The sequence below is a fragment of the Mesorhizobium sp. M7A.F.Ca.AU.002.02.1.1 genome (assembly GCF_003998535.1).
Lineage (GTDB): Bacteria > Pseudomonadota > Alphaproteobacteria > Rhizobiales > Rhizobiaceae > Mesorhizobium > Mesorhizobium ciceri.
Map to the genome: position 1 here is coordinate 1 of NZ_RZPB01000107.1, position 12,097 is coordinate 12,097.

General features: G+C 63.9%; 10 protein-coding genes. 5 read left to right on the forward strand and 5 right to left on the reverse strand.

Annotated features, from left to right (window positions below; genetic code table 11):
* Window positions 1–17: 17 nt before the first annotated feature.
* Genes EN879_RS09600 through EN879_RS09615 form a run of 4 tightly spaced genes read left to right on the forward strand, consistent with a single transcriptional unit; the run spans window position 18 to window position 3,359 of the window.
* A complete protein-coding gene (locus EN879_RS09600) occupies window positions 18–824 on the forward strand; it encodes a carbohydrate ABC transporter permease (protein ID WP_164774361.1) in 807 nt (268 codons plus the stop codon).
* The gene (locus EN879_RS09605) at window positions 821–1,288 is read left to right on the forward strand and encodes a DUF4304 domain-containing protein (protein WP_013528571.1); all 468 of its coding nucleotides are present in this window, start codon (window positions 821–823) and stop codon (window positions 1,286–1,288) included. The genes EN879_RS09600 and EN879_RS09605 overlap by 4 nt, the downstream gene beginning before the upstream one ends.
* Before the next feature lies 1 nt (window position 1,289).
* The gene (locus EN879_RS09610) at window positions 1,290–2,345 is read left to right on the forward strand and encodes a Gfo/Idh/MocA family oxidoreductase (RefSeq protein ID WP_024502144.1); all 1,056 of its coding nucleotides are present in this window, start codon (window positions 1,290–1,292) and stop codon (window positions 2,343–2,345) included.
* A 15-nt stretch (window positions 2,346–2,360) separates the two neighbouring features.
* Complete coding sequence (locus tag EN879_RS09615) at window positions 2,361–3,359, forward strand: ABC transporter ATP-binding protein (protein WP_024502143.1); 999 nt, start codon at window positions 2,361–2,363, stop codon at window positions 3,357–3,359.
* 166 nt (window positions 3,360–3,525) lie between these two features.
* On the opposite strand, the gene EN879_RS09620 is transcribed toward EN879_RS09615, so the two are convergent.
* From EN879_RS09620 to EN879_RS09640, 5 genes are all read right to left on the reverse strand, one after another.
* The gene (locus EN879_RS09620; protein ID WP_024502142.1) at window positions 3,526–4,371 is read right to left on the reverse strand and encodes a fumarylacetoacetate hydrolase family protein; all 846 of its coding nucleotides are present in this window, start codon (window positions 4,369–4,371) and stop codon (window positions 3,526–3,528) included.
* A gap of 218 nt (window positions 4,372–4,589) precedes the next feature.
* Window positions 4,590–5,321 carry an SDR family oxidoreductase gene (locus EN879_RS09625; protein WP_013528567.1) on the reverse strand — a complete coding sequence of 244 codons (732 nt, stop codon included), beginning with the start codon at window positions 5,319–5,321 and terminating at the stop codon, window positions 4,590–4,592.
* Between the two features lie 186 nt (window positions 5,322–5,507).
* Window positions 5,508–7,880, reverse strand: coding sequence for an aldehyde dehydrogenase family protein (locus tag EN879_RS09630; RefSeq protein WP_024502141.1), 2,373 nt, complete (start codon window positions 7,878–7,880; stop codon window positions 5,508–5,510).
* 70 nt (window positions 7,881–7,950) lie between these two features.
* On the reverse strand, window positions 7,951–9,000 hold the full coding sequence (gene deoC / locus EN879_RS09635) for a deoxyribose-phosphate aldolase (RefSeq protein WP_063169684.1): 1,050 nt from the start codon (window positions 8,998–9,000) through the stop codon (window positions 7,951–7,953).
* Between the two features lie 152 nt (window positions 9,001–9,152).
* Entirely contained in the window at window positions 9,153–9,980 is an 828-nt protein-coding gene (locus EN879_RS09640) for a ferredoxin--NADP reductase (RefSeq protein WP_063169685.1), read from the reverse strand.
* Between the two features lie 221 nt (window positions 9,981–10,201).
* Here EN879_RS09640 and EN879_RS09645 point away from each other — a divergent pair.
* On the forward strand, window positions 10,202–12,097 hold a 1,896-nt coding region (locus EN879_RS09645; protein ID WP_164774360.1), incomplete at its 3' end, for a hydantoinase/oxoprolinase family protein.

Consider the following 12,097-nt stretch of genomic DNA (forward strand, 5'->3'; position numbering starts at 1 on the left):
GTTCCGTACCCCGCACCATCGGCGCCCATGCGATCCTGTTGACCTACACGGTGATCGCGCTGTTTCCGGTGATCCTGGTGATCATGAACTCGTTCAAGTCCCGCGCCGGCATCTTCGGCGCGCCGCTGACGCCGCCGACGCCCAAAACCTTCGACCTGATCGGCTACACCACCGTCATCGGCCAGGGCGACTTCATCCACTATTTCCAGAACAGCCTCGTCGTCACCGTCGCCTCCCTGTTCCTCGTGCTCCTGTTCGGCGCCATGGCGGCGTTCGCGCTGTCGGAATACCGCTTCCGCGGCAACTCGCTGATGGGCCTCTATCTGGCGCTCGGCATCATGATCCCGATCCGGCTGGGCACCGTCGCCATCCTGCAATTGATGGTGGCGAGCGGGCTGGTCAACACGCTGACGGCGCTGATCCTGGTCTACACCGCGCAAGGCCTGCCGCTTGCCGTGTTCATCCTGTCGGAGTTCATGAAGCAGGTGTCCGACGATCTGAAGAATGCCGGCCGCATCGACGGCCTGTCGGAATACACCATCTTCTTCCGCCTGGTGCTGCCGCTGGTCAGGCCCTCGATGGCAACCGTCGCCGTCTTCACCATGATCCCGATCTGGAATGACCTGTGGTTCCCGCTGATCCTGGCGCCGTCGGAAGAAACCAAGACGGTGACGCTCGGCGCGCAGCTCTTCCTCGGCCAGTTCGTCACCAACTGGAACGCTATCCTGGCGGCGCTGTCGCTGGCGATCATGCCGGTGCTGATCCTCTACGTCATCTTCTCGCGGCAGTTGATCCGCGGCATTACTTCCGGAGCGGTGAAGTGAGCGGCGGGGAAGAAGCTATCGTACAGGCCCTCGTCGAGACAGCGAGCCACTATGGATTCCGGGGCGTTCGCGCCAAAAATTTCTACCGAGAGTGGCCGGAGACGATCTGTGTGCTGAACCTTCAGAAGTCTTCCTGGGGTCCGCAATTCTATATCAACGCTGCTGTCTGGTTTGCACGGCTTGGGCCGGAGCGCCGGCCGAAGGAATACAATTGTCACATTCGTTGGCGCGTCAATTCCCAGATGGAAGACGAGCAGTCGAAAGCGTTCGAGCAGGCGCTCAACCTTGAGCATCCCTTGCCTGATGATCAGAGGCTTTCACTGATCAAGGACGGAGTTGATGCCTATGGCTTTCGACTTTTGTCCCGGTGTGACAGCGAAGAAGCAGCCCTGCGGGTCGCAGATGAATGTGAGCCACAGGTGATGGTGGCTCTCGCAGCCCGCAGTCAAGAAAAGGCGAATTGAAATGGCCCAACCCCTGCGTGTCGTCGTCGCCGGCCTCGGCAATATGGGCCGCAGCCATGCGCTGGCCTACCATACCAATCCAGGTTTCCAGATCGCGGCGCTGATCAATCGCTCCGACGTGCCGCTGCCGGACGGGCTGTCGGGTTACGGCATCAGGCGCTCCTTCGACGAGGCATTGCGTGACGAAAAGCCCGATGTCGCCTGCATCGCCACCTATTCCGACAGCCATGCCGACTATGCGGTGAAGGCGTTCGAGGCCGGTTGCCACGTCTTCGTCGAAAAGCCGCTGGCAACGACGGTGGCCGATGCCAGGCGCGTCGTCGCGGCGGCCAAGGCCAACGGCAGGAAGCTGGTGATCGGCTACATCCTGCGCCATCACCCGTCCTGGATCAGGCTCATCGCCGAAGCGCGCAAGCTCGGCGGCCCCTACGTCTTCCGCATGAACCTCAACCAGCAATCCTCGGGCCATACCTGGGAGACGCACAAGCAGTTGATGCAGACGACCTCGCCGATCGTCGATTGCGGCGTGCACTATCTCGACGTCATGCTGCAGATCACCGATGCGAAGCCCGTGGAAGTGCGCGGCATGGGCGTGCGGCTGACCGACGAGGTCGCGCCCTCGATGTACAATTACGGCCACTTGCAGGTGCTGTTCGATGACGGTTCGGTCGGCTGGTATGAGGCCGGCTGGGGGCCGATGATTTCGGAAACCGCCTTCTTCGTGAAGGACGTCATCTCGCCCAATGGCTGCGTGTCGATCGTCATGAAGGAAGGTGTGAAGTCCGATGACATCGACACCCACACCAAGACCTCGACCATCCGCCTGCACAATGCGGCGACCGGCGCGGACGGCAAGTTCGCCAAGCCAGACGAGATGTTGTCGATGGAGGGCGAACCCGGCCATCAGGACCTCTGCGACCTCGAACAGGCCTTCGTGCTGAAGGCAATCCGCGAGGATCTCGATCTCACCAAACATATGGACGACGCGGTCAAATCGCTCGCCGTCTGCCTTGCCGCCGACGAGAGCGTGCGCAGTGGCGCCGCCGTCAAACTCTAGAACAGGGACGAAGCCGTGGGCTCGCTGAACATCGAGAACGTGAAGAAGGCCTTTGGGCCGGTCGAGGTGCTGAAGGGCATCAACCTCGAAGTGAACGACGGCGAGTTCGTCGTTTTCGTCGGGCCGTCCGGCTGCGGCAAGTCGACCCTGCTCAGGGTCATCGCCGGACTGGAGGATTCGACCTCGGGCCGCGTCGTCATCGATGGCGCGGACGTTTCGGCCACGCCGCCGGCCAAGCGCGGCATCGCCATGGTGTTCCAGACCTATGCGCTCTATCCGCATCTGACGGTGAAGAACAATATGGGCCTCGGCCTCAAGCAGGCCGGCACGCCGACCCCGGAGATCGAGCGCCGCATCGGCATCGCCTCGTCGATGCTGTCGCTGGAGCCCTATCTCGAAAGGCGGCCGGCCGAACTCTCCGGCGGCCAGCGTCAGCGCGTCGCCATCGGCCGCGCCGTGGTGCGCGAGCCGAAGCTGTTTCTGTTCGACGAGCCGCTGTCGAACCTCGATGCCGCGCTGCGTGTCAACACGCGGCTCGAGATCGCGCAATTGCACCGCCGGCTGAAGGCGACGATGATCTACGTCACCCACGACCAGGTCGAGGCGATGACCCTGGCCGACAAGATCGTGGTGCTCAACGCAGGGAAAATCGAGCAGATCGGTGGCCCGATGGAGCTCTACAATTCGCCGGCAAATGAGTTCGTCGCCGGCTTCATCGGCTCACCGAAGATGAATTTCGTCGACGGCGCCCGTCTCGGCGAAACCGCCAGGACCATCGGCGTGCGGCCGGAACATCTGACCGTCGATCCGAAATCCGGCTCCTGGAAGGGAACGGTGGTGCACGCCGAGCATCTCGGCGCCGACACCAACCTCTATCTCGACTGCGAGAAGGCCGGGCTGATCACCGTGCGGATTTTTGGTGTTTACGATGCCGAGCCGGGTGCCACGCTGTATGCGACGCCGGATCCGGCGAAGACGTATCGGTTTGGTGCGGATGGGAAGGTGCTGAAGTAGATACGCCGGCGCAGCCCCCTCACCCAGCCTCCGCTTCGCTCGGCTGACCTCTCCCCGAGGGGAGAGGAGATTGTCAGCGCCGACGCCAGTCTCTTCTCCCCAGCGGGGAGAAGGTGGCCGCGAAGCGGCCGGATGAGGGGGCAGCGCCGACCCCGAAATGTACTGCCTAAACGTCCGCCTTGAACGTCTGCTTCTGCTGCCCCAGGCCTTCAATGCCCAGTTCAACCACATCGCCGGCCTTCAAGAACACCGGCGGCTTCATGCCCAGCCCGACGCCGGGCGGCGTGCCGGTGGAGATGATGTCGCCGGGGTGCAGCGACATGAACTGGCTGAGATAGGAAACCAGATACTTGACGCCATAGACCATGGTCTTGGTCGAGCCGTTCTGCATCGTCTTGCCGTTGACGGTCAGCCACATTTTGAGGTTCTGCGGGTCGGCCACTTCGTCTTTGGTCACCAGCCATGGGCCGGTCGGGCCGAAGGTGTCGCAGCTCTTGCCCTTGGTCCACTGGCCCTGGCGCTCGGCCTGGAAGGCGCGTTCGGAGACGTCGTGGGCAACGCTATAGCCGGCAACATAGTCGAGCGCATCGGCCTCGCTGACATATTTGGCGGTTTTGCCGATGACCACGGCCAGCTCGACTTCCCAGTCGGTCTTCTCCGAGCCGCGGGGGATCAGCACGTCGTCATCCGGCCCGACAATGGCCGAGCTTGCCTTCATGAAGATGATCGGCTCCGGCGGCACGGTGGCGCCGGTCTCGGCGGCGTGGTCGGAATAGTTCAGGCCGATGCAGATGAACTTGCCCGTGCCGGCAACGCAGGCGCCGAGGCGCGGGCTGCCGGAAACCGCCGGCAGCGACTTCGGATCTAGCTTGGCGAGTGCTGCCAGCGATGCCGGATCGAGTGCCTTGCCGCCGATATCGGTGACGTGAGCGGAGAGATCACGGATCGTTCCATCCGCATCGAGCAGGCCGGGACGTTCGCTTCCCACCTCGCCATAGCGCAGCAGTTTCATCTAAATCCTTCTCCTGATTGCGGCCTCGCGGCCTTTTGCAAACTTTCCGCCAAGGCGATTGCTCCTTCAAGGAACCGGCGGACCGTACTCACCGACCTGACTACGGACAAGCGCGATCGCCATACAAGATAGCCGGCGCGCGGGATTTTCAGACTGTTCGATCCCCTGTTGAACGCCGGCAACGGGCCAGATCGTCCGGCCCACGCAAGATTCCGCAGTCAGATCGACCAGCCGCCGTCGATATTGTAGGCCTGCCCGGACGTGTACGTGGCGCCGGCCAGGTAGACGGCCAGATCGGCGATTTCCTCCGGCGTGCCGAGCCGGCCCATCGGCTGGCGGGCGATGAAGGCGGCGCGGGCGGCATCATAGTCGCCTTGCGCGTGCATGCGGTCCTGCAGCGACGGGCTCTCGACCGTGCCGGGGCAGATGGCGTTGCAGCGTATGCCCTTGCCGACATAGTCGGCGGCTATCGCCTTGGTCAGGCCGATGACCGCGGCCTTGGTCAGGCCATAGACGAAGCGGTTGGGCACGCCCTTGGTGGAACTGGCCAGCGAGGCCATGTTGATGATCGATCCGTCGCCGCGTTCCAGCATGCCGGGCAGCACGGCCCGGCTGGTGCGGATCATGGCGCGGACATTGAGGTTCAGCGCGAAATCGAGGTCGCCGTCCTTCATCTCCAGGATCGAGCCCGAATGGACGAAACCGGCGCAATTGAACAGCACGTCGACGACACCGATCTCGGCAAAGGCGGCGTTGACGGCTTCGTCGTTGAGCACGTCCAGCTTGCGGGTCTTGATCCCTGGCGTCTTGGCGAGTTCCGCCAGCAGCGTCTCGTTGATGTCGGTGGCGTAGACGATGGCGCCGGCTTTTGCGAAGGCCAGTGCGCTCGCCTTGCCGATCCCTTGCGCCGCTGCCGTGACGACAACGACCTTGCCTGCCAGATCCGCCATGCTGTTCTCCTCGTCCGCTGGGATAGTCCGGGTCTACCTGCGGCTGGCCAAGGCGTCATGTGCCAGTCACGCGTGATCGTGCAGCCTGCGCCGTTGACCGTTCACTGATAAAGATGTTTTTTCTCGTTAAAGAACATCTGTCCGGGCGTCAAGCCCGAACACGATCTGAACAGTACCGGCAGGCCATCAATCGCCGTAAGGCACCCAGACATTCTTGACCTCGACGGCGCGGCGTAGGAAGGCGTCGCCGGCGGCTTGGTCGGATGCCCAGTCGATGCCGCGGCCATTGCCGCTCCAGACGCGCTTGAGGTTGCCGATGGACTCGGCTTCCGCCTTGGCGCAGGTCTCGGCATCGGCGAACACCCAAAGCCCGTCGACATCGTCATGCTTGGCCAGCACGCCGGCGAGTTCGGCGCTGCGACCGGTGACGATGTTGATGGCGCCTGAGGGAATGTCGGAATATTCGATGACCTGGTAAAGATCGGTCGCCAGCAGCGGGTAGCGCTCCGACGGCACTGCGACCACGGTGTTGCCCATCGCAAGTGCGGGTGCAATCAGCGAGATCAGGCCGAGCAGCGGCGAGGCATCCGGCGCGACGATGCCGACGACGCCGACCGGCTCGTGCAGCGCCAATGTCACGGCACGCGCGGGCGGTTGGTGCACGCGGCCCTCGAATTTGTCGGCCAGACCGGCATAGAGGAACAGCCGCTCGATGGATTGTTCTACCTCTTCCCGCGCGGCCTTGGGCGTGGCGCCGGTCAATTCGGTGAGACGGGCGGCGAACTCGCCGGCGCGGCCGGAAAGGTTCTCGGCCAGATAATAGAGCACCTGGGACCTGTTATAGGCGGTCGCCTCCGGCCAGGCCTTGGCACCGCGGGCGGCGGAGACGGCATCGCGGATATCCTTGCGGCTACCGAGCCCAACTTCGCCGGCAAGCTTGCCTTTGGCGGTGGCGATGGCGAGCGAATAATTGCCGTCCGGCCGTACCTGCTTGCCGCCGATGAACAGCTTTGCCGTACGGTCGATTGCCGCGCCGTCGGCCTGCTCGACCGGTTGCGCCGACATCGTCGCCGGCTTGATGACCGGGCCGAGCGGCAATTTTGCCGTGAGATATTCGAACATACCCTCGCGCCCGCCCTCACGACCGAAACCACTCTCGCGGTAGCCGCCGAAGCCACAGGCGGCGTCGAACATGTTGGTGCCGTTGACCCAGACCACGCCGGCCTTCAATTGCGGCGCGACGTGCAGGGCAAGGTTGACGTTCTCGCTCCACACCGAGGCGGCGAGGCCATAGCGCGTGTTGTTGGCGAGCTCGATCGCTTCCTCGGTGTTGCGGAAGGTCATGGTCGCCAGAACAGGGCCGAACACCTCTTCTTGCGCCAATATGTTAGCTGGCGAAACACCTGTGGCGAGCGTCGGCAGATGGTAGTAGCCGGAGGACGGCAGCCCGGCATCCGGCTGCCAGCAAACAGCGCCCTGTCTGGCGCCTTCGGCAACCAGGCCCTTGACGCGCTCGAGCTGGGTCAGATCGACCAGCGGGCCGATATCGGTGTTCTTGTCGAGCGGGCTGCCGACGCGCAGCCGGCTCATCCGCGTCTTGACCTTGGCGATCAGGGCGTCGGCTATGCCTTCCTGCACCAGGAGCCGCGAACCGGCGCAGCAGACCTGGCCCTGGTTGAACCAGATGCCGTCGACCAGGCCTTCGACGGCGCTGTCGAGATCGGCATCCTCGAAGACGATGAAAGCCGATTTGCCGCCGAGCTCCAGCGACAGTTTCTTGCCCGAGCCGGCGGTGGCCTTGCGGATGATCTTGCCGACCTCGGAAGAGCCGGTAAAGGCGATCTTCTGGACGCCGGGATGGTTGACGATGGCGACGCCGGCCTCAGGGCCGCCCTGGACGATGTTGACGACGCCCTTCGGCACGCCGGCACGCTCGCAAATCTCGGCGAACAGGATGGCGGTCAGCGGCGTGAACTCGGCCGGCTTCAGCACCACGGTGCAGCCGGCGGCGAGCGCCGGCGCGATCTTCCAGGCCAGCATCAGCAACGGAAAGTTCCACGGGATGATCTGGCCGACGACGCCGACACCCCTATGGCCGGGGAAATCCCTGTCCAGCGCCTGCGCCCAGCCGGCATGGTGGATGAAATGGCGGATCGCCAGCGGCACGTCGATATCGCGGCTTTCGCGGATCGGCTTGCCGTTGTCGATAGTCTCAAGCACCGCGAACAGGCGCTGATGCCGCTGCATGGCGCGGCCGATGGCATAGAGTACTTTGGCACGCTGATAGCCTGAGGCTGCCGACCACTTCGGCAGCGCCTTGGCGGCGGCCGCAACCGCCGCGTCGATATCGGCGGCATTGGCGTCCGAGACCTCGGCCAGCAGCTTGCCGGAAGACGGCTCGCTGGTCTCGAAGGTCTTGCCGCCGGCAGCGGCTTTCCAGTCGCCGCCGATGAACAGCGCCTTGCCGAAATCGCGCGCGGCAAGCCAGGCGTCGGCCTCGTTGCGGGCCTCCGGTGCCGGGCCGTATTCCATGGCGTGATAGCGATCGAGAATGTTCATCAGGTGCCTCCTTCACCCTCCCGCCTGGGAGGGTCGATCGGCAAAAGCCGATCGGGGTGGGGGTAAAGGCTTACGCCATCGCGTGGCGATGATTGGCCGAATAATGTCCGGTCAGATGATGCTCGAGCTGGCGCTCGATGTCGGTCAAGAGGCTCGACGCGCCGAAGCGGAACAGGTCCGGCTCCAGCCATGGCCGGCCGAGCTCTTCCTTCATCAGCACCAGCCAGTCGAGCGAGGCCTTGGCCGTGGAAATGCCGCCGGCCGGCTTGAAGCCGATGAGATAGCCGGTTTCCTCGAAATAGGCCCTGATGGCACGCACCATGGCGAGGCCGACGGGCAGCGTCGCGTTGACGCTTTCCTTGCCGGTCGAGGTCTTGATGAAATCGGCGCCCGCCATCATCGCCACCATCGAGGCCAGCATGACATTGCGCAGCGTGGCGAGGTCGCCGGTGCCGAGGATGACCTTCAGATGCGCATCACCGCAGGCGGCGCGCATCGAGACGATCTCATTGTAAAGCTCCCGCCACTTGGCGCCGAACACCAGGCCGCGCGGGATGACGACGTCGATCTCGTCGGCGCCGTCACGGACCGAGGCCTCGATCTCCTGCAGACGGGTCGACAGCGGCGCCAGGCCATGCGGAAAGGCGGTGGAGACGGCGGCGACATGGATGCCAGTGCCGCGCACCGCATCGACGGCGGTGGCAACGAAGGGGTGGTAGACGCAGACGGCGGCCGGGCGGATGATTTCACCTGATATGCCGAGGCCCTCGACAATGTCGCGGCGGAACGGGTTGATCGCCTTGGCGCAGAGCCGGCGCACGCGCTCCTCGGTGTCGTTGGAATTCAGCGTCGTCAAATCCATGCAGGCGACGGCGCGCAGCAGCCAGGCGGCCTGGTTGTCGGCCTTGATCGAGCGCCGCTTGGTCAGGCTGGCGACGCGCCGTTCCAGCGCCGAGCGATTGACGCTGCGCACCGATTCCATGAAGCCAAGGTCGAGCTTCATGCCGGGGTTGCGCGCAATGCGATGATCGTGCGGGACGGCTGTATTGGCGGCGGCACGCGCCGGCAGCGGCGTCACCTTGGACGGGCCGACATCGGCTTCGCGGATTGTGCTGCTCATCTCCTGCCCTTTCATTCAGCGACGTATGCCGAAGATAGCCCGTGAAGCCGTACTTCACGAGTCCTGCGGGCGGTCATAACCGAAAAAGGCGGCGAAAGCAGCAGTTTTTGACCGTGCGGTCAAAAACGTAGACTTCGAGATGTTGGTGCGGCTCAGCCGACGAAGGCGCGCTCGACGACAAAAGTCGCCGGATGGCTCAGCGAGCCTTCCTCGAAGCCGAGACTTTCGGCCAGTTCCTTGACGTCCTTCAGCATATGCATCGAGCCGCAGATCATGATCCGGTCGGTTTCCGGGTTGAGCTTGTCGATGCCGAGATCGCTGTAGAACTTGCCGGAGCCGATCAGCGCGGTGATGCGGCCCATGCGTGCCGATTCCTCGCGGGTCGTCGAATTGTAGAGCGTGACGCGCCCAGTGGTCAGTTCACCGATCAGCGGGTCGCTTTCAAGTGCTGCGACCAGCTCCTGGCCATAGGTCATCTCGGCATTGTCGCGGCAGGTATGGGTCAGGATCAGTTGATCGAATTTTTCGTAGGTGTCGGGGTCGCGCAGCAGGCTGGCGAAGGGCGCGATGCCGGTGCCGGTCGAGATCATGAACAGCCGCTTGGCCGGCGTCAATGCGTCGACCACCAGCGTGCCCGTCGACTTCTGGCGCATGATGACGGTGTCGCCGACCTGGATCTTCTGCAGCTCCGAAGTCAGCGGGCCGTCCGGCACCTTGATCGAGAAGAATTCCAGCTCTTCGTCCCAGGCCGGGCTCGCCACCGAATAGGCGCGGTACACCGGCTTCTCTGCATTGGGCAGGCCGATCATGACGAACTCGCCGGAGCGGAAGCGCAGCGACTGCGGACGGGTGATGCGGAACGAGAACAGCCGGTCGGTGTAGTGCTTCACCGAGACCACGGTTTCGGCATAGACATTGGCCGGAATCGGGAACTGCAGCGGTCGGGCGCCGACGGTGTTGAGAGCGGATGTGGTGTTCATCAAATCCAACCTTCTGGCCCAGCTCACGGACGCGGGCGCCAAACCTTCACCTGCGCGCCCGGACCATTCAGGTCCCGGCGTGCTGTTCGCACACTCCAAAGCGGCAAGCTCTTGTGTCCGGAATTTATTAGTATACAAACGATATTTGCGTCAAGATGCTCCCTTAAAACAGCTTTCCAAACTGACGCATATCCGTAGTCCGCGCATTTCGGGTTTCGACGATGGAAGAGAATATTTCGGCGCAAGCGCGCGATCCCCAGGGAAATGTCGTTGCCGGTATCGATGTCGGCGGCACCTTCACCGACCTGCTCCTGATCGACGGAAGCGATGGCGGCAGGGTGTATCTGGCCAAGACGCCGACCACGGTCGACAACCAGGCCTTCGGTGTCGTTTCGGCACTCGGCGCCACCGGATTTCCGATCGACGGCATCGACCTCATCGTGCATGGCACGACCACCACCACCAATGCGGTGCTCGAACGCCGGCTGGCGAAAACCGGCATGATCACCACGCGCGGTTTTCGCGACGTGATCGAGCTTGGCCGGCGCACGCGGCCGCAGGCCTATGGCATGACCGGCAGCTTCGTGCCGATCATCCCGCGCAATCTCAGGCTCGAAGTGTCGGAGCGCGTCGAGGCGTCGGGTGAGATACGCACACCGCTCGACGAGGCCGAAATGCGCGAGGCGGTGCAGACGCTGATCGCGGCCGGTTGCGAATCCCTCGTCATCCATTTCCTGCATTCCTACGCCAATCCGGCGCACGAGCGGCGCGCCACCGAAATTGCCGCCGAGCTCTGGCCGAACGGCTACATCACGGCAGGCCATGCGCTGCTGTCGGAGGCGCGCGAGTTCGAGCGCGGCGTCACCGCTTCGGTCAACGCCTCGGTGCAGCCGATCCTCGAGCGTTATGTCGAGCGGCTGCGCAAGGAACTGGCTGCAAAAGGCTATGCCCGCGACTTCCTGATCATGAACGGCAATGGCGGCATGATCTCGGCCCGCTTCGTCACACGTGAATCGGCCAAGACTGTCATGTCCGGTCCGGCCTCGGGCGTCATCGCCGCCGCCTACACCGGAAAACGTGCCGGCTTCGAAAACCTCGTCACCTACGACATGGGCGGCACTTCGACCGACGTGGCGCTGATCCGCAATGCCGAGCCGGCTGTCTCGAACGAGATCGAGATCGAATATGCCATGCCGATCCATGTGCCGATGGTGGCGGTGCACACGGTCGGCGCCGGCGGCGGCTCGATCGCCCGCGTCGACGCGGCCGGCCTGATCCAGATCGGCCCGGAAAGCGCCGGCGCCAACCCCGGCCCGATCTGCTACGGGCGCGGCGGCCTCGATCCGACCATCACCGACGCCAATCTGGTGCTCGGCCGGCTGGCGCCGAAGAAGCTGCTGGCAGTCGAAAACCCGGTCACATCAGAGCGCGTCACCGGCATCTTCGAGGAGAAAATCGGCAAGCCGACCGGCCTGTCCGGCGTCGAGGCGGCGGGCGCGGTGCTGCGGCTCGGCAACATGAAGATGGCCGGCGCCATCCGCATGGTGTCGGTGTCACGCGGTCATGACCCCCGCGATTTCGCGCTGTTCGCCTTTGGCGGCGCCGGGCCGCTGCATGCGACTGCCCTGGCGCGCGAACTCGGCCTGCCCAAGGTGCTGGTGCCGGCGCGTCCAGGCATCACCAACGCGCTCGGCTGCGTCGTTGCCGACCTGCGCCACGACTTCGTCAACACCATCAACCAGCCGGTGTCGGTGCTCGACGAAACGCGCCTTCATGGGGTATTGGAACGGCACCGAAACGAAGGCGAGGAGCTGATCGGCAAGGAAGCGGTAAAGCCGGAGACGATCCGCGTCACCCACTCCGCCGACATGCAGTTCGTCGGCCAGACCCACATCATCAACGTGGCGCTGCCGTCCTCCTCGGTGACCCGGGCAACGCTGCAGCAGCTTTTCGAAAAGGCCTATTTCGCCCGCTTCAAGGTCGAGCTGCCGGAAATCCGAGCCAATCTCGTCAATCTCAATACATCGGTCACCGGCGTGCGTCTGGCGATCGATCTGTCGCGCCTGATCGATCCGGCGGGGCGCGCAGCAACGCTGGACGAGGCGCGGCGCGAAATC